Source organism: Streptomyces sp. NPDC003032 (genome assembly GCF_053591415.1).
Genome location: NZ_JBSFTT010000037.1, coordinates 1 through 17,471, shown reverse-complemented (window position 1 = coordinate 17,471; position 17,471 = coordinate 1). Strand labels below are relative to the sequence as shown.

At 71.5% G+C, this 17,471-nt stretch carries 16 protein-coding genes; 12 read left to right on the top strand and 4 right to left on the bottom strand.

Features of this window, described 5'->3' with window-relative positions:
- The first annotated feature begins 5 nt into the window (after positions 1-5).
- The 6 genes from ACWDZ7_RS34995 to ACWDZ7_RS34970 all read left to right on the top strand — a co-directional run bounded on the left by ACWDZ7_RS34995 (position 6) and on the right by ACWDZ7_RS34970 (position 5,227).
- Positions 6-1,505 (top strand): ABC transporter ATP-binding protein, encoded by a 1,500-nt coding sequence (locus tag ACWDZ7_RS34995; RefSeq protein WP_451802675.1) that lies wholly within the window; start codon positions 6-8, stop codon positions 1,503-1,505.
- 121 nt (positions 1,506-1,626) lie between these two features.
- Positions 1,627-2,844: a Cmx/CmrA family chloramphenicol efflux MFS transporter gene (locus tag ACWDZ7_RS34990; RefSeq protein WP_451802674.1), complete on the top strand. Its 1,218-nt coding sequence runs from the start codon at positions 1,627-1,629 to the stop codon at positions 2,842-2,844.
- Positions 2,841-3,278, top strand: a complete 438-nt coding sequence (locus ACWDZ7_RS34985; RefSeq protein ID WP_451802672.1) for a RidA family protein — start codon at positions 2,841-2,843, stop codon at positions 3,276-3,278. Before ACWDZ7_RS34990 ends, ACWDZ7_RS34985 begins: the two co-directional genes overlap by 4 nt.
- Before the next feature lie 29 nt (positions 3,279-3,307).
- Positions 3,308-3,886, top strand: coding sequence for a TetR/AcrR family transcriptional regulator (locus ACWDZ7_RS34980; protein WP_451802671.1), 579 nt, complete (start codon positions 3,308-3,310; stop codon positions 3,884-3,886).
- A 105-nt stretch (positions 3,887-3,991) separates the two neighbouring features.
- Positions 3,992-4,090 (top strand): tryptorubin family RiPP precursor, encoded by a 99-nt coding sequence (locus ACWDZ7_RS34975; protein ID WP_451802669.1) that lies wholly within the window; start codon positions 3,992-3,994, stop codon positions 4,088-4,090.
- Positions 4,091-4,177: 87 nt separating this feature from the next.
- Positions 4,178-5,227 (top strand): cytochrome P450, encoded by a 1,050-nt coding sequence (locus ACWDZ7_RS34970; RefSeq protein WP_451802667.1) that lies wholly within the window; start codon positions 4,178-4,180, stop codon positions 5,225-5,227.
- 12 nt (positions 5,228-5,239) lie between these two features.
- Here ACWDZ7_RS34970 and ACWDZ7_RS34965 read toward each other — a convergent pair whose 3' ends face one another.
- Positions 5,240-6,004 (bottom strand): class I SAM-dependent methyltransferase, encoded by a 765-nt coding sequence (locus tag ACWDZ7_RS34965; RefSeq protein WP_451802665.1) that lies wholly within the window; start codon positions 6,002-6,004, stop codon positions 5,240-5,242.
- Between the two features lie 180 nt (positions 6,005-6,184).
- Here ACWDZ7_RS34965 and sph point away from each other — a divergent pair, with 180 nt between their 5' ends.
- Positions 6,185-7,186, top strand: coding sequence for a sphingomyelin phosphodiesterase (gene sph / locus ACWDZ7_RS34960; protein WP_451802663.1), 1,002 nt, complete (start codon positions 6,185-6,187; stop codon positions 7,184-7,186).
- A 62-nt stretch (positions 7,187-7,248) separates the two neighbouring features.
- Here the strand turns inward: sph and ACWDZ7_RS34955 are convergent, their stop codons facing one another.
- Together ACWDZ7_RS34955 and zapE are read right to left on the bottom strand one after the other, a co-directional pair.
- Entirely contained in the window at positions 7,249-8,610 is a 1,362-nt protein-coding gene (locus tag ACWDZ7_RS34955) for a PhoX family protein (RefSeq protein WP_451802661.1), read from the bottom strand.
- A 113-nt stretch (positions 8,611-8,723) separates the two neighbouring features.
- On the bottom strand, positions 8,724-9,866 hold the full coding sequence (zapE, locus tag ACWDZ7_RS34950) for a cell division protein ZapE (RefSeq protein ID WP_451802660.1): 1,143 nt from the start codon (positions 9,864-9,866) through the stop codon (positions 8,724-8,726).
- 36 nt (positions 9,867-9,902) lie between these two features.
- Here zapE and ACWDZ7_RS34945 point away from each other — a divergent pair, with 36 nt between their 5' ends.
- From ACWDZ7_RS34945 to msrB, 4 genes are all read left to right on the top strand, one after another.
- A complete protein-coding gene (locus ACWDZ7_RS34945; RefSeq protein ID WP_451802659.1) occupies positions 9,903-10,679 on the top strand; it encodes a pyrimidine reductase family protein in 777 nt (258 codons plus the stop codon).
- 132 nt (positions 10,680-10,811) lie between these two features.
- On the top strand, positions 10,812-11,285 hold the full coding sequence (locus ACWDZ7_RS34940; protein ID WP_451802658.1) for an indole-3-glycerol phosphate synthase: 474 nt from the start codon (positions 10,812-10,814) through the stop codon (positions 11,283-11,285).
- Between the two features lie 305 nt (positions 11,286-11,590).
- Positions 11,591-12,994, top strand: coding sequence for a UDP-N-acetylmuramate--L-alanine ligase (gene murC / locus ACWDZ7_RS34935; protein WP_451802656.1), 1,404 nt, complete (start codon positions 11,591-11,593; stop codon positions 12,992-12,994).
- Positions 12,995-13,017: 23 nt separating this feature from the next.
- On the top strand, positions 13,018-13,425 hold the full coding sequence (gene msrB / locus ACWDZ7_RS34930) for a peptide-methionine (R)-S-oxide reductase MsrB (RefSeq protein WP_451802654.1): 408 nt from the start codon (positions 13,018-13,020) through the stop codon (positions 13,423-13,425).
- 398 nt (positions 13,426-13,823) lie between these two features.
- On the opposite strand, the gene ACWDZ7_RS34925 is transcribed toward msrB, so the two are convergent.
- Complete coding sequence (locus ACWDZ7_RS34925) at positions 13,824-16,871, bottom strand: BTAD domain-containing putative transcriptional regulator (protein WP_451802653.1); 3,048 nt, start codon at positions 16,869-16,871, stop codon at positions 13,824-13,826.
- 217 nt (positions 16,872-17,088) lie between these two features.
- Here ACWDZ7_RS34925 and ACWDZ7_RS34920 point away from each other — a divergent pair.
- Positions 17,089-17,471: hypothetical protein (locus tag ACWDZ7_RS34920; protein ID WP_451802652.1), on the top strand; the 383-nt coding region annotated here is incomplete at its 3' end.

Sequence of the window (17,471 nt, the reverse complement as noted above, 5' to 3'; positions counted from 1 at the left end):
GCCCCGTGAACCACATGCCCGACTGGTACCCCGAGGGGCAGGTCCCCGCATCCGGCGTGGCGGTGCGCGTCCAAGGGCTGACCGTCGCCGCCACCGACGGCCGGCTCCTGCTGGAGGGCGGCGGCATGGAGGTGCGGCCCGGCCGCGTCACCGCGCTCGTCGGCCCCTCCGGATCCGGCAAGACCACGCTCCTGCGCGCCGTCGCCGGCGTCCTGCCGCCCGGCGCCCGGCGCACCGCCGGCGCCGTCGAGGTCCTCGGCCAGGACCCCCTGGCACTCGGCGCGGCCGACCTGCGCGCCCTGCGCCGCCACCGCATCGCCTACCTCGGCCAGGACCCCGGCTCCGGACTCAACCCCCGCATGAAGGTGTGCCGCCTCATCGCCGAGGTCGCCGTCGACCGAGGCCCCGAGGCGCTCCGCGCCCAGCTGGAGGAGGTCCGCCTCCCCGTCAACCAGGGCCTGGAGAACCGCCGCACGGGCGAGCTCTCCGGCGGCCAGCAGCGCCGCGTGGCCCTCGCCAGGGCGCTGGCCCGGCGGCCCGCCGTCCTCCTCCTCGACGAGCCCACCGCGGGCCTCGACCCGGAGGTGCGGGACGAGATCGCCGAGCTGCTGCGGCACTTGGCGGCCCACCACCGCCTCGCGGTCGCCCTGTCCTGCCACGACACGGACCTCGTCGCACGCCTGGCGGACGACGTCGTCGACCTGTCCGGGTCCGGTGAAGGGACGCCGTCTGTACCTCTGTCGGCGCCCCGTCCTCGTACGGCCGACGCCCACGTCACAGCCGGCAGTACCCCCAAGCTCGCCGTCGCCGGACTGTCCGCGGCCTTCACCCACCGCGGCCGCGGCGTCCCCGTCCTGCACGGCGTCGGCCTCACCGTCACCGCCGGATCCAGCACCGGCATCGTCGGCGCCTCCGGGTCCGGCAAGACCACGCTGGTACGCGCCGTCGTCGGGCTGCACCGGCCCGCCGAGGGCACGGTCACGCTCGACGGTGTACGCCTCCACCCCGCCGCCCACGGCCGCACCCGCGACCAGCGCCGCGCGCTCCAGCTCGTGCCGCAGGACCCGCTCGGCACCCTCAACCCGAGCCGCACGGTGGGCGACACCCTCGGCCGTCCGCTGCGGCTGCACGGCCGGGCCACGCGCGCCGAGGTTCCCGCACGCGTCCTGGAACTCCTGGAGAGCGTCGGCCTGCCCGCGAACTTCGCCGACCGCTACCCTCACGAACTCTCCGGCGGCCAGCGCCAACGCGCCTCCATAGCGAGGGCGTTGGCGGCCGACCCCGACGTCCTGGTCTGCGACGAGGTCACCTCGGCTCTGGACGACAGGACCGCCGGAGCGGTCATGGACCTCCTCGAAGAACTCAGGGAGAGCCGGGCCCTGGCCCTCGTCCTCATCAGCCACGACCTGCGTCTCGTGGCGAACCGCACGGACGCGCTGCTCGTCCTCGCGGCGGGCCGCGCCGTGGAGTCCGGCCCCACGGAGCGGATCCTCGCCCGGTTCTGAAGCGTCCGATCCAGAATGTGTTAGCGTCCTCACTCGTCAGTTCTGAAGCGAACGCTCCAAAAGCGACCGTCTCAGTACGTCTGAGCACGTCTTGTCACGTCTGATCGGGAGGACCGATTCCATGCCACTCGCGGTGTACATAGTGGGGCTCGGCATCTTCACCCAAGGGACATCGGAGTTCATGCTGTCCGGTCTGCTGCCGGGCATGGCGGAAGACTTGGGGGTGTCGATCCCGGACGCCGGGCTGCTCATCTCGGCCTTCGCCATCGGCATGGTCGTCGGCGCGCCGCTGCTCGCCATCGCCACGCTCCGCTGGCCGCGCCGCACAGCGCTCGTGTCCCTGCAGGCCGCCTTCGTCGCGGCCCATGTGGTGGGCGCCCTCGCGCCCGGCTACGCCGTCCTGTTCGTCTCACGCGTCGTCAGCGCCCTCGCGTACGCCGGTTATTGGGGCGTCGCCGTGGCCACCGCGGTGGCGCTCGTCCCGGCGGCGGCCAAGGCGCGGGCGGTGGCCGTGGTGGCGGGCGGGCTGACGCTCGCCACCATCGTCGGCGTCCCCGCGGGCACCGTGCTGAGCCAGTACTCCAGCTGGCGCGCCGCGTTCTGGGCGGTGGCCGCGGCCACCGTGGTCAGCCTGGTCTGCACCCTGCTGCTGGTCCCCGGTGGCCGCGGCGAGGGCGAGCGGCCCTCGGTCAGGGCCGAACTGCGGGGCATGGCACGGCCGCGGCTGTGGCTCTCGTACGCCATCACGGCCTTCGCCTTCGGGGCGGTCATCGTCACCTTCAGCTATCTGGCGGCGCTCCTGACCGAGGTCAGCGGCGTCTCCGAGGGGTGGGTGCCGGTGATCCTCGCCCTGTTCGGCGTCGGCGGCATGGTGGGCATCGTGATCGGCGGACGCACGGGCGAGGCGCGGCCCCTCGCCACGCTGGGCATCGGGCTCGGCGCCCTCGCCCTGTTCTCCGCGCTGCTCGCCCTGACGGCGCACGTGACGGCCGTGGTGGTCGCCCTGGTCTTCCTGCTCGGCCTCGCCGGCTACGTCACCAACCCGGCCCTCCAGTCCAGGGTGTTCACCCTCGCGCCGGACGCCCCGACGCTCGTCGGCGCCACGAACACGGCCGCGTTCAACGTCGGCAACACCGTGGCCCCGCTGCTCGGCGGCCTGACCATCGACGCCGGGTACGGCTACCCCTCGGTGGCCTGGGTCGGCGCCGCGCTGGCCACCGCGGGGGCGGCCGGGGTGCTGTGGGCGGCGCGTCTCCAGCGTTCGGGGCCGAAACGCGTGACGGTGCCGGGCCCGCGTACGACCGTGGCCGCCCACGAGACCGCCAAGGCGGAGGCGTGAGCGGCGACGCGCGGCGATCCCGCGCCACCCGCTTCCGCGTCACCGCCGAGCCCGACTGGTACGAGTCGGCGGGCATCTCCCTCGGCATCCGCGTCGGCGACCTCGTCTTCACCTCGGGACAGGCCCCGATCGACGAGCACGGTGCCACGGTCGGCGCCGGGGACTTCGAGGCCCAGGCGCGGCGGGCGCTCGCCAACCTCTCCACGGTCCTCACCAACGCGGGCTCGGGCCTGGACCGCCTCGTCAAGCTCACGGTCTTCGTCACCGACATGGCCCACCAGGACACCTTCGCCCGGCTCCGCGCGGAGCACTACGTCGCGCCGTTCCCGGCGGAGTCCTTCGTCCAGGTCGCCGGGCTCGCCGATCCCGCGTGGCTGATCGAGATCGAGGCGGTCGGGGAGGTGGGGGAGGCGCGGGAGACGGGGGTTTTGTGAGTGCGTTCCAAAACGTTTACTGTGGGGTCATGGCCAGGCCACGAGAGTTCAACGAGGACCGCGTCGTCACCGCGGCCATGGAGACGTTCTGGCGCCACGGGTACGAGGGCACCTCGACGCGCGACCTGTGCGACAGCACCGGCCTCGGCCCGTCGAGCCTCTACAACACCTTCGGCGGCAAGCGGCAGCTCTACCTCCGCGCCCTTGAGCGCTACCACGACACCGCCACCGCCGAACAGGTCGGGATCCTGCGCGGCCCCGGCCCGGCCAAGGAGCGGCTGCGCGCCATGATGCTCCACGCCGTCGACGCCGACCTCGACGCGTCGGACGCGCGCGGCTGCTTCGCGATCAATGCCGCCGTCGAGGCCGCCGGGCTCGACCCGCGGGTCAAGGACGCGGTGCGGCGCAGCTTCGACCGGGTCGAGGACGAGCTGTGCGCGGTGGTGGAGGAGGGGCGCCGCGCGGGCGAGATCCGCTCCACCGGCGACGCGAGGACCGTGGCCCGCCGGGTGCAGAGCACGTACTACGGGCTGCGCGTCCTCAGTCGCGTACACGACGAGAGGGAGATCCTGCTCGCCACGGTGGACGGAGCGCTCGCCGACCTGTGAGGTACGCCGCGCTCACGCGTCGCTCACGTGGTCTTTCCCTGTTTATTGGTTGTTGATCGGTTCCTTGCACGCTCCGTTCGTCCGAGTCCGTCAGACCCAACGGAATTGACCGGAGGTATGTGCATGAAGATGGTCCGCACGCTCAAGAAGAGGATCACCGGAGAGAAGAGCCTGAAGGCGTACGCCTGGTACCACTGGTACTGAACCGGCGAATCGCTCATCCGCCGAGGCCCGTGTCCGGTGTGCCCGAGCGGCCGCCGGACGCGGGCCTCCCGCTTTTGGAGGCCACCGATGCCCCTCTCCGGTACCGACCGGTCCACCCGGACCACCGTCTTCACGCCGCGGCTCCACGCCCTGCTGCGCGATCACCGCGGCGAGGACGTGTTCCGCCTGGACGCCGACACCGTGGGTGTCGCCGGACCCGAGCTGACCGACCGCATCCTCGCCGAGCGGCCGGCCACCGAACACGAACGCCCGACGTTCAAGCCCCTGCACGGACGCTCCATCCACCGCACCGAGGCGTCGAACGTCATGCGGGCGATAGGCCGCGACGTACGCGCGGCGCTGCGCGCTCCCGTGCCGGGGGACGTCGACCTCACCGGTGAGTGGCCACACGTCGGCCACGTCCACCTGCGCGACCTGATCCTCGGCGCCGACCCCTACCGGCTGCGCATCCTCATGGACCGCACCCTGGAGCTGACGCCCAAGCTGACCTGGACGGTCATCGCCGTCGGCGCCGCGCTGCCCGGCAGGCTCCGCCCGGGAGCGCCCGTGACCGAGATCGCGGGCCTGACCGCCGACGCAGCGAACTACAGCGACCGGCGGTACGCGATGGGCCTGTACCGGCGGGCGGCGGCGCCCGTCTGCTTCACCGTCTCCACGCTCGTCGCGAGCGCGTACTGGCTCGGGGCGCCCTTCGACGACGACGAGCCGAACGAGCACATCCTGTACGAGGCGATGCGCCTGCTGCCCCCTTCCTGGAACATCCTGCGCGACGCGTCCCCCGAGTACCCCGCCCTCGACGCCCGCATCGGCGCGGGCGACGACGTCCTGCTGCTGCCGCTGCTCAGCCACCGCGACCCGGCGCTCTGGGACGACCCCGACGTGTTCCGTCCCGGGCGCTGGGCCACCCTCGACCCCGACGACCACCCCGGCTACCTCCCCTTCGGCCACGCCTCCGAACGCTGCTGGGGGCGGCACATGGTGATGCCGCTGGCCGGGATGCTGCTCGACATGCTGCGCGCCGAAGGACTGACGGTCGACCCACGCCAGACCACCGCCAAGGTGCCGCTCGCGGGGCTGCTCGGCGTCGACAAGGTGCGGCTCGTGCGGCGGGGCTAGGCCGTGTGCGACCTAGCGGGCCCCGGCGGTCGGCGTGCTCACGGGATCGCGGCGGAAGAGGCCCGTCCAGAGGAAGGGCTCGCCGAAGTGCGCGGAGTCGGCGGGCTCGTCGCGCATGCGGCGCAGTTCGACCTCCGTCAGATCGCCGAAGATCCGCCGCAGCGACCCGTCCTCGTACGCGATGCCGCCGTGCAGCGCGGACTGCCGGTAGAAGTCCGCGTCGGGCAGCTCGGAGCCCATGCCCGCCGTGCCGGCCGCGAAGCACGTGAGGGCGTAGTGGCCGCCGGGGGCCAGGACGCGGTCCAAGAGGGCGAGGTAGCTGACGCGGCGGTGCGGCGGCAGGTGGTGGAAGCACCCCGAGTCGTAGACCAGGTCGTACGGTCCGGCCAACTCGCCCTGGGTCAGGGCGAAGGCGTCGCCCTGGTGGAACCGTACGTCGGCCCCCGCCTCGCGGGCGCGGTCGGCGGCCCAGGCGAGGGCGGCCGGTGACAGGTCGACGGCGTCGACCTCGAAGCCCAGGGCGGCGAGGTGGAGGGCGTTGCGGCCGGGGCCGCAGCCCAGGTCGAGCGCGCGGCCCGGCGTGACGAGGCCCCGCTCCACGTACGAGACGAGGTTTTCGTCCGGCTTCGCCACGAAGAACGGCACGGGCTTGGTGCGGTCCGCGTAGAAGTCGTCCCACCAGGCGGCGCCGCCGGTCGTCCAGCGGTCGGCCTCCGGTGCGAACAGGCCGTCCAGGAGGTTCATCACGTCGTCGATCGTGCGGATGTCGCGGTCCACCAAGTCCCCTTTCACGGTGAGGCGATTGTAGGTCGCGGGTCGGGCAGGGAATCGAACGGCGTGTTCACGTGAAGTATCCCCAGAAGTAATCACAGCTGGTTGGATGTGCGGGCGCCGTGTCCACGGCCGCTTCCGGCGCGGCCGGAACAGCAGCAACAGCCCCCACCCTCAGGAGTTTCAGTGCCGCACTCAGCGCCGCGCAGGTCCCACGCGGTGGCGATCACCACCGTCCTCGCCGCCGCCACGCTCGCCGGCGTCGCCCCGTCCGCGACCGCCGCCGACAGGTCCGCCGCCGAGGCGTCCGCCGCGACGCCCTCGCTCAAGGTACTCACGTACAACACGTTCCTGTTCAGCAAGACGCTCTACCCGAACTGGGGCCAGGACCACCGCGCCAAGGCCATACCGGCGGCGGACTTCTTCCAGGGGCAGGACGTCGTCGTCCTCCAGGAGGCGTTCGACAACTCCTCGTCGGACGCGCTGAAGGCCGACGCCAAGGACCGCTACCCGCACCAGACCCCGGTGATGGGCCGCGGCAAGACCGGCTGGGACGCCACCGGCGGCGCGTACTCCTCGGTGACGCCGGAGGACGGCGGCGTGACGGTCCTGAGCAAGTGGCCGATCCAGCGCAAGGAGCAGTACGTCTACAAGGACGCGTGCGGCTCCGACTCGTACTCCAACAAGGGCTTCGTCTACGCCGTGCTGGACGTGAACGGCACCAAGGCGCACGTCGTGGGCACGCACGCCCAGTCCACCGACCCGGGCTGCGGCAGCGGCGAGGCGGCCTCGACGCGCGCGAAGCAGTTCAAGGAGATGGACGCCTTCCTGGACGCCAAGAACATCCCGGCCGGCGAACAGGTGATCGTGGCGGGCGACTTCAACGTCGACTCGCACAGCTCCGAGTACGCCTCGATGCTCGCGGACGGCGGCTTCGCGCCCGCCGACGCCCGCACCGGTCACCCGTACTCCTTCGACACCCGGGACAACTCCATCGCCGCCGAGCGCTACCCGGACGACCCCCGCGAGGACCTCGACTTCGTCCTGCACCGCAAGGGCCACGCCCGCCCCGCCACCTGGCACAACAACGTGATCAAGGAGCAGAGCGCCCCCTGGACGGTCTCCAGCTGGGGCAAGAAGTACACGTACACGAACCTGTCGGACCACTACCCCGTGACGGCGTACTAGTCCGTCGCGTCGGAGCCGTCCCCCGCGGGCTCGTCGGCCCGCGGCGGACGGCCGGGGAAGCGCTACTTGTGCCAGGGGCCCGTCACCGCGAACGTCGTGCCGGGCGTATAGCAGTTGACGTACATCGTGTCGTGGTCCGGCGAGAACGAGACGCCCGCGAACTCGCCCCACTCGGGCTTGTCGGGGGTGCCTGTGTTCTGGCGGTTGCGGGCCATCTCGTAGAGCTCTCCGCGCCGGGTGAGGCCGTAGACGTGCTGGGCGCCGTCGCCGTCCTCGCACACCATCAGGCCGCCGGTGGGCGCGAGGCAGATGTTGTCGGGGGACTCGCCGGGCAGCTGGATGTCGGTGCTCGGCCCGAACACGATGACGAGAGTGAGGCGGCGCCCTGACGGGTCGTACCGCCAGATCTGGCCGAAGTGGTCACCCGCCGAGCCCGCCGCCCTGTGCGCGAAGGACGAGACGAAGTAGACGGACGAGCCGCCCCAGTAGCAGCCCTCCAGCTTCTGCGCGTGCGTGATGCCCTTGGGGCCGAAGTCCTGGTGGCGTATGGGTGTCTGAGCGGCGAGCGGATCGGGGACGTCGACCCACTCGACGCCGTCGAAGCTCGCGCCTGTCTCCTGGATCGAGGACAGGTCCGGTACGCCCGGCACGCGCATCGCCTGCAGCTTGCCGCCCGCGCGCAGCGAACCGCGGCCGCCGTGGGGCTTGTTGGGCAGGAAGCGGTAGAAGAGGCCGAAGGGCTTGAGGAAGGCGTCCTCGGTCTCGTAGACGACGCCCCGCTTCGGGTCGACGGCGATCGCCTCGTGCTGGAAGCGGCCCATCGCGGTGAGCGGCACGGCGCCGGTGCGGCGCGGGTCCACCGGGTCGACCTCGAAGATGAAGCCGTGGTCCTTGGTGTAGCCGTTCGTGCCGGCCTTGTCCTCGGTCTCCTCGCAGGTGAGCCAGGTGCCCCAGGGGGTCGGTCCGCCCGCGCAGTTCACAGCGGTCCCGGCTATCGCCACGCGCTCGCCCAGGACGTTGTTTCTCCGGTCGAGCGACAGCGCCGTACAGCCGCCCTTGGCCGCCGGGTCGTACGTGAGTCCCTCGACCGTCGGCACGCCTATCCTGCCGGTGACGCGGTTCTCGTGGTTGCGCACGAGGTGGACGCCGCCGTTCCTGCCGCGGAAGGCGTCCATGCCGTCGTGGTTGCTCGGCACCTTGCCCTCACCCGACCGGAGGTCGTCGCCCTCGCGTGAGAGAACCTGGTAGCGGAAACCTTTCGGCAGATCGAGCAGGCCCTTCGGGTCGGGGACCAGGGGGCCGTAACCGGCCTTCCCGTGCGCGGCGGCGGTGCCCGCGAAGAGTTCTGACAGAGCGCCGGTGAAGGCGATTCCCGCACCCACGGCACCGGTACGGGCGAGAACCTGACGTCGAGTGGCAGACATGACGGGCAACCTCCTGCTGGCGGACAGGAATATGACCGGATGTGTGTACCACGCGCCCTGGTGCTCGGGAACCACGCGCGTAGCCATCACTTCGACGGGATGCCCCGCTCGGTCTACTGGCTTACGAGCCCCTTCGCGTCGCGGGCGAGCGCCGTGAGCCGGGATATGGCCCGGAAGTACTTCTTCCGGTACCCGCCGTTCAGCATCTCCTCGCTGAACAGCCGGTCGAAGGGCACACCGGAGGCGAGCACCGGTACCTCTCGGTCGTACAGCCGGTCGGCGAGCACCACGAGCCGGAGCGCGGTCGACTGGTCGGGCACCGGCGTCACCTCCGTGAGGCAGACGGCCGTGAGCTGGTCGGTCAGCGCGCCGTACCGGCTGGGGTGGACCTTGGCCAGATGGGCGAGCAGATGCGGGAAGTCGTCGAGCGAGGCGCCCTCGGTCGCGTACGCCGCCTTGGTGACCTGCTGCTCCGAGTACGGAGCGGGGGCCTCCGGCAGACCCCGGTGGCGGAAGTCCTCGCCGTCGATGCGCAACGCCTTGAACTGCGCGGACAGACCCTGGATCTCCCGCATGAAGTCGGTGGCGGCGAACCGGCCCTCGCCGAGCTTGCCCGGCAGCGTGTTCGAGGTCGCGGCCAGCGCCACGCCCTGCTCGACGAGCTTGGCGAGCAGCGAGGAGACGAGCACCGTGTCGCCCGGGTCGTCGAGCTCGAACTCGTCGATGCAGAGCAGCCGGTGACCGCTGAGCGTACGGACCGTCTGCTGGAAGCCGAGCGCGCCGACCAGGTTGGTCAGCTCGACGAAGGTGCCGAATGCTTTCTGCTCGGGCGCCGCGGGGGTCGCGTGCCAGAGGGAGGCGAGGAGGTGCGTCTTGCCGACGCCGTAACCACCGTCGAGATAGACGCCGCGGGGGCCCGCGGCGGCCGGCGCCTTCTTCTGGAACCAGTGCCCGCCCGTCTCCCACCACCGCCCTTCCAAGGAAGCGCTGCGCGCCTTTCTGTTTTTCCGCGCCCCGGAGGCATGCGCCCCGCCGAGCCCCGCCGCGAAGCCGCTCAGGACACGGACCGCCTCGCTCTGGCTGGGCTGGTTCGGGTCCGGGATGTACGTGTCGAAGCGGACCGAGTCGAAGCGCGGCGGCGGCACCATCTCGGCGACCAGTCGGTCGGCGGGAACGTGGGGCTCGCGGGCGCACAGGGACAGCGGAGCCACTTCGGGAAGGGCGCCATGAGCGTGGGCGGCGGTGGAGGACGACACGGTTCCCCAGCTTAAGGGGCGTGCGAGACTGCGGATATGCGACGCCTGTTCCCTGTGACCGACCAGACAGCAGACTCGAACGCGCGGGAGTGGGGGCTCGGCGAACTGGCCGAGGCCTACGCCTACCCCGCCGGGGTACCGTCCGGGCCCGTGACCTGGCTGCGCGCGAACATGGTCTCCACGCTCGACGGCGCCGCCCAGCACGACGGCCGCTCCCAGCCGATCTCCAACGACACCGACATGCGGATCTTCGGCACCCTGCGGGGCCTCGCCGACGCCGTCATCGTGGGGGCCGAGACAGTACGCCTGGAGGGTTACCGCCCGGCACGCGCGCGTGAGGCCTTCGCGCAGCGCAGGGCCGCGGCCGGTCAGACCCCGGCGCCCGCCATCGCGATCGTCAGCGCGAGCCTGGAGCTGGACTTCTCCCTTCCGCTCTTCACCGAGCCCCTGACGCCCACGCTCGTGGTGACCGGGGCCGCCGCGCCCGCCGACAGGATCGCCGCCGCCGAGCAGTCGGGCGCCGTCGTGCTGATCGCCGGCGAGGGCGCGACCGTGGACCCGGGGCGCGTGGCACCCGTCCTGGCCGAGCGGGGGCTCACCCGGCTGCTCACCGAGGGCGGGCCGCGTCTGCTCGGGCAGTTCGTGGCCGCCAAGGCACTGGACGAGCTGTGCCTCACCGTCTCGCCGATGCTCACCGCGGGGGACGCGCAGCGGATCGCCGGCGGGCACGCGCTGGCGACGCCCGATCAATTCGCACTTACGTCCGTACTGGAGGAGGACGGGTTCCTCTTCACCCGATACCGTCATATCTGATAATCAACGGAACCAGCCGTTCCGTATTGCTTCGGCTGGGCACACTAGATGTCGCAGACCCCGTGCCGCCACGGGGCAGGATGGTTTCCGCAAGGGCCTCAGGACGGCCCACGGATGAGAAGGGCGCCTGTCGTGTTCACAAGCGTATTGATGATCGAGAAGGCCCTGACCTCCGCCGACGTGGAGTTCGTCACCACCTTGCACGGGGACGAGCCGGTCACCTTCCACGTGCTGCTCCAGCCCCGGGGCGACCAGGCGGACCGTCTGCTGCGGGCCATCGACGACGTGGCCCTGGGCGAGCTCGACGAGGCGGCGCGCGAAGGGCAGACGCCCGAGGGGGCGGCGGCGACGGGACCCGGCGAGCAGGCGCTGCGGGTCTCGCTGACGGCGCTGCGGGCGGCGGGCTGCGAGGCGCGGGGGCAGCTCATCGAGGACCACCCGCTGGATGCCCTGAAGACCCTGGTGGCCGAGGCGGACGCGGACGAGGTCATCGTGCTGACGGACCCCCACTACGTGGAGGAGTTCTTCCACCGGGACTGGGCGTCGCGGGCGCGGCACAAGGTGGGAGTGCCAGTGCTGAAGCTGTTCTCGCACAGCGAGGCGTAGGCGCTCCCGCTGTGGGTGGGCGGTTCCTTCTCTGCGGGCTCGCTGTGGCTGGGCGCGCAGTTCCTGCGCCTCTGCCGGGGACGTGCACGCGGCGGAGCCGCTCTGACGCGGGGCGTGCTCCCTTGCGTGTCTGATCTGCGGGTCGTGGGGGCTGGGCGCGCAGTTCCCCGCGCCCCTATGGGGCGCCTCACCTCGAGCCCCTACGGGGACGCCATACGCCCCTGGCAGAGGCAATAGGCTGGGGGCGTTCACACGTCACGTCGTACGGACGCGGCATTCGTCGCAGCACCAGGGGAGACACACGCATGGCATCCGGCCTGCCTCAGTCCATGGCCGACATGGACCGACCGCACTTCATCGGCATCGGCGGCGCCGGAATGTCGGGCATCGCCAAGATCCTGGCCCAGCGCGGCGCCAAGGTGGCGGGGAGCGACGCCCGGGAGTCCGCCACGGCGCAGGCGCTGCGCTCGCTCGGCGCCACGGTGCACATCGGGCACGACGCCGCGCACCTCGCCTCCGACGCGACCTGCGTCGTCGTCTCCTCCGCGATCCGCGCCGACAACCCCGAGCTGGCCCGCGCCGCCGAGCTGGACATCCCGGTCGTGCACCGCTCGGACGCCCTGGCCTCCCTGATGGACGGCCTGCGTCCGATCGCGGTGGCGGGCACGCACGGCAAGACGACCACGACGTCGATGCTGGCCGTCACCCTCGCGACCCTCGGCCTGGACCCGTCGTACGCGATCGGCGGCGACCTGGACGTGCCGGGCTCGAACGCGCTGCACGGCGAGGGCGACATCTTCGTCGCCGAGGCCGACGAGAGCGACCGCAGCTTCCACAAGTACGCGCCCGAGGTCGCCATCGTCCTCAACGTGGAGCTCGACCACCACGCCAACTACGCGTCGATGGACGAGATCTACGAGTCCTTCGAGATCTTCGCGGGCAAGGTCGTCCCCGGCGGCACGCTGGTCATCTCGGCGGACCAGCAGGGCGCCGTCGAGCTGACCGAGCGCGTGCGGCACCTCGGGCAGCTGAAGGTCGTCACCTATGGCGAGTCCGCCGGCGCCGATCTGCGCATCCACAAGATCACCGCGCGCGGCCTGACCAGCGAGGTCACGGTCGTCCTGAACGGCAAGTTCCTGACCTTCCAGGTGTCGGTGCCCGGCCGCCACTACGCGAACAACGCGGTCGCCGCCCTGGCCGCGGGCATCGCCCTCGGCATCCCGGCGCACAACCTCGCCTCCGCGCTCGGCTCCTACACGGGCGTCAAGCGCCGCCTCCAGCTCAAGGGCGAGGCCGCGGGCGTCCAGGTCATCGACTCCTACGCGCACCATCCGACCGAGATGACGGCCGACCTGGAGGCGATGCGCTCCGCCGCGGGCGACTCCCGCATCCTGGTCCTCTTCCAGCCGCACCTCTTCTCGCGCACCCAGGAACTGGGCACCGAGATGGGCCAGGCGCTCGCCCTCGCCGACTCCTCCGTGGTCCTGGACATCTACCCGGCCCGCGAGGACCCGATCCCCGGCATCACCAGCGCCCTGATCATCGACGCGGCCCGCGAGGCGGGCGCCGAGGTGGCGGCCGCGTCCGACAAGGCGGCGGCGGTCGCGGCGGTCGCGGGAATGGCGAAGCCCGGCGATCTCGTTCTCACCATGGGAGCGGGCGACGTCACGGACCTCGGCCCGCAGATCCTGGCCCAGCTGTCCAAGTAAGTCGGAGTAAGGGGATGTCATCCATGTCGTACGACGTCGAGAAGCCGGACGAGCAGTGGCGCGCGGAGCTGACCCCCTCCGAGTACGCGGTGCTGCGCCAGGCCGGCACGGAACCGGCCTTCGTGGGCGAGTACACGGACACCAAGACGAAGGGCGTCTACTCCTGCCGGGCGTGTGGCGCGGAGCTGTTCACCTCGGCGGAGAAGTTCGAGTCGCACTGCGGCTGGCCGAGCTTCTTCGACCCGAAGGACACGGACGCGGTCGAACTCGTCCAGGACACCTCGCACGGCATGGTGCGCACCGAGGTGCGATGCGCGCGCTGCGGATCACACCTCGGACACGTATTCGAGGGCGAGGGCTATTCCACGCCGACGGATCAGCGGTACTGCATCAACAGCATCTCGCTGCGGCTGGCGGCCGACGAGGGCTGAGGGGTTCTTCTTGAGCACGGCGGCGGGGTCTCCGACGCCGTGCCGGGGCGCCGTCAGGCGCGGGGCCCTCCCGGATGGGGAGCGGCGGCGTGAGCGTGGCCCTGCGGTGTCACCATCTCTGTGAAGAAGTTGACTAGAGAGGGCATACAGATAAGTACGCCCACGGCAGCGGCCGTGCCCGTGGCTTTGGAGAATGACGGGACGTTCTTCCCGGGCCCCGGGACTTTCTTTCTTACCATTACTCGGTGTCTCCAGAAGTGCAAGAAACGTTCGGGCGGAGAGAGTCTCTGCGCCCCGCCGGGATCTTCGCGCAGGGCCATTAGGCGGCGCAAGGTCACACCGGGAACTTCTTGATTTTCCCGCTCGGGCAGCGCTCACTCTGATAAAGCGAGAGGGCCCTACACCGGCTGTTCCGGTTTCCGGGCCGGAATGATGGGTTCCGCCTCGATGTCCGCCAGTGTGGCCCTCGCTCGGGCCGCCTCGTCCGCCGCCCCCGTGCGGTCCGCGGTCGCCACGGCCGCGGCGAGGTGACCGGCCGCCGACGCCGGGTCGCCCAGGCGGTGCTCGGCCGCCCCAAGGCCGTGCAGCGCCTGCACCTCCTCGTGCGCCGCCCCGATGCTCCTGGCCAGCTCCAGTGCCTGCCTGTGGTGCTCGGCCGCCTCCTGGAACCGGGCGGCCGCGTGGAGGGCGAGCCCCATTCCGTTCAGGGTTATCGACGCGTTGCGCCGGTCGCCGAGGCGGCGGAAAGCGCTGAGTGAATCCCGGTACATGTCGAGCATGGAATGTAATTCCCGCGGGGAATCCATGGTGTTGGCGAGATTGACCTGCGCCATGGCGTGTTCTGCGGTGGTGCCCGAAGTCGCGAGTATCTCGCGGGCCTCCTGGAGGAAATTCCGCGCCGATTCCCTTTCTCCGATGCGCAGCTGGAGATCCGAGAAATTATTGAGGACATGCGCCTCTTCGTGCGTGTCACCGGCCGAGCGGAATCTGTCGAGCGCGGAGGAGAAGTGCTCGTGAGCGGCCGCGAAATCGCCCAGATAGAGGTGGGTGATGCCGAGGTTGTTCTGCGAGCGGGCGATCTGCCACGGATCGCCCGAACGCCTGCGCAGTTCCAGGGTCTCCTCCTGGTCGGCGAGCGCCTCCGGCAGCCGGCCCAGGTTCCAGCGCAGCACGCCCCTCGCGTGCAGCACCTCGGCCACCGTGGTGTCGTCGATGCCCCGGGCCGTCCGCAGCGCTCGTCCGAGTACGTCGAGAGCCTGGTCGTAGTGGCCGCTCCGCGACAGCGCGGTGCCCTGGTCGACCAGCGCGTACACCTCCGCCTCCGGCTCGGCCCGGGTCCGCCAGTGCTCCGCGGCCGCCCGGTGCATCCCCTGCGCGTCGCCCGCGTACTTCTCCTCGAGGAGGAAGCCCGCCAGTGATCCGGCGAGCAGCGCCGCCTCGTGCGGACGGCCGTGGACCCGGCAGTGGCGCTCCGCCGCGATGAGCCCGGAGCACTCCGCGGACAGCCAGCGCCTCGCGTCGGCGGCGCCGTCCCATACGGGCATCCGATAGGCACGAAGGCGGCGGGGAAGGTTCGGGCGCGGGCGGCGCGGAGCGATCAGTCTGTCCGCCGCGTCGGATGCCTGGACATAGAAATTGATCAGTCGGGACAGGGCGCTTTCCCGTTCGGCGGCTTCCAGTTCGGCTGCCGCGAGCATGCGCGAGTATTCGCCGAGGAGATCATGAGTCGTATACCGCTCGGGCGCCGGTTCCTGAATGAGATGGGCGTCCAGGAGATCTTCGAGGGCGTGCTCGGCGCGGTCGAGCGGGAGGTCCGTGAGTGCGGCCGTCGTAAACGCGTCGTAATCCGGGCCGAGTTGGAGACCGAGAAGACGGAAAACGGATCTCTCCTCGGCGCCGAGTGTCGAGTACGAGACTTCGAAAGCGCGGGCCATCTCGTGATTGCCGTCCCGGATCTCCCGCAGTCGGCCGTGCCCGTGGGTGAGCCGGTGCAGCAGGTGACCGGTGGTCCAGGAGGGGCGGGAGGCCAGGCGTCTGGCGGCGATCTCGATGGCCAGGGGGAGGCGCCCGCAGAGCTGGACGATGGCCGTGACCTCGCGGACGCGCGAGGTGCGCGGCTCACCGGCCAGGTCGCGGAACAGGGCGACGGCGTCTTCCTCGGGGAGCACGTCGAGGAGGACCGGCCGGACTCCGGGCAGTCCGGAAAGCCCCCGGCGGCTGGTGACGATCATCAGTGAGGGAGAGGGCCCGGGCAGCAGCGGGAGCACGTGCTCGGGGTCGGCCGCGTCGTCCAGGACGATGACGGCGCGGCGGCGGCTGAGCAGCGTACGCCACAGGCTCACGAGTTCGTCGAGCTGGTCCGGCAGATCTGCCGCCGGGACGCCGAGCATGCGCAGCAGCGCTCCGAGGGCGGACGTGGCGGACAGGGGTGCCTGGCCGGGGGAGTGGGCACGCAGATCGAGGTGGAGCTGGCCGTCGGGGAACAGCGCCTCCATGCGCCGGGCCGCGTGCAGGGCGAGCAGGGTCTTGCCCACCCCGGCCATCCCCGAGATGGCCTGCAACGCGATCACCGTGCCGGACCCCCGCCCCGCCGCGCGGACGATGGAGGCCAATTCCGTTTCACGGCCTATGAGTTCGGCGTGGCGCGGCAAGGTGTGCGGAGTGGCGGCGGGGAGCGTCCTGTGGGGGAGCAGTTCGTGCGGCGCGGCGCCGTTCAGGACCAGGCGGTGCAGCCGTGCCAGGGCCTCGCCGGGGTCCGTGCCGAGGTGCTCGCTCAGATGGCGGCGGACCGTGTCGTACACGCGCAGGGCGTCGGCCTGTCTGCCGCAGCCGTACGTCGCCGTCATGAGCTGGGCGGCCAGCGTCTCGTCGCCGGGGTGCTGTTCGAGGAGTGCTGCGATGTCGGGTACCAGCTCGGCGAAATGGCCTCTGCGCAGCTCCGCCCCGATCCGGACCAGGTGGGCGGCGAGCCGCTTCTGCGACAGGCTCGCGCGGACGTTCTCCGCCCACAGCCCGCCCAGTCCGGCGAGCGGCTCGCCGTGCCACAGGCCCGCCGCCTCCCGCAGGAGTTCGAGGGCAGCGGTGTCGTCGGCGCCGTCGGCCAGGGAGCGGGCCCGGGCGGCGATCTGCTCGAACCGGTGGCAGTCGACCTGGTCGGGGCGGACGTCGAGCAGATAGGTGTGGGCCCGCTGGACGAGCAGTTCGTCGCCGCAGCTCTCCCGGAGGCGCCGGCGGAGCCGGGCGGCGTAGGTGTGCAGGCCCGCGCGCGGCTTGGCGGGCGGGGAGTCGTCCCACAGGCGGTGGATCAGGGTGTCCAAGGAGACCGGGCGGCCCGCGTCGAGTGCCAGCGCCGCCAGCACCAGGCGCTCTTTCGCGGAGCCGAGGAGATCGAATCGCCCGTCGCATTCCAGTGCGACGGTTCCCAGGATGCGAATGCCGATCTCCACGAGCGCCCCCGTCCGCCGGTCGGCTTGTGCTCTGAATAGGCGTCAAAGAATCGCATGAGGTCAATACCGTTCAAATAGTGACGGTCGTTGAATCACTTCATTGGCTTGTTTTGGCGTAATCGCTCTTCTGAGGTGAGTGTCCGGTCTGACGTGAGCGTCGGAAGGGTAGGACGCAGAAGCGCGGCCTGAGCCGCGGATGTCGAGAGAGGGCGGCGCGATGGACCAGGTGACGGCCCTGGAATTGACGGCCGCCCTGACACTGGCGGCCGCCCGGCCGGGGGCGGGACGCGCGCTGCTCGACAGGGTGTGCGGATCGGCGGACCCCGCGACGGTCGGTCTGGTCCGTGCGTGGGCGTCGGCGGAACCGGGCAGCGACGAAGACATCGACGCCGACATCGACTTCGACACCGACGCGTTCATCGGGCGACTGGCCGCCTCCCTCGCGGAACAGGCGGCGGAGCGGCCCGCACTGGCGCGGGAGTTACGGGCCTGGCTCGCCGCGACGCCCGACCCCGCCCCCGACCCCGCCCCCGACCCCGCCCCCGCCCCCGACCCCGCCCCCGACCCCGCCCCCGACCCCGCCCCCCGGCCTCCGCCGAC

Coding starts and splice junctions, on each gene's coding strand:
- msrB (WP_451802654.1), top strand. CDS start 13,018: ATGTCGTACGACGTCGAGAAGCCGGACGAGCAGTGGCGCGCGGAGCTG.
- ACWDZ7_RS34990 (WP_451802674.1), top strand. CDS start 1,627: ATGCCACTCGCGGTGTACATAGTGGGGCTCGGCATCTTCACCCAAGGG.
- ACWDZ7_RS34955 (WP_451802661.1), bottom strand. CDS start 8,610: ATGTCTGCCACTCGACGTCAGGTTCTCGCCCGTACCGGTGCCGTGGGT.
- ACWDZ7_RS34970 (WP_451802667.1), top strand. CDS start 4,178: ATGCCCCTCTCCGGTACCGACCGGTCCACCCGGACCACCGTCTTCACG.
- ACWDZ7_RS34945 (WP_451802659.1), top strand. CDS start 9,903: ATGCGACGCCTGTTCCCTGTGACCGACCAGACAGCAGACTCGAACGCG.
- murC (WP_451802656.1), top strand. CDS start 11,591: ATGGCATCCGGCCTGCCTCAGTCCATGGCCGACATGGACCGACCGCAC.
- ACWDZ7_RS34980 (WP_451802671.1), top strand. CDS start 3,308: ATGGCCAGGCCACGAGAGTTCAACGAGGACCGCGTCGTCACCGCGGCC.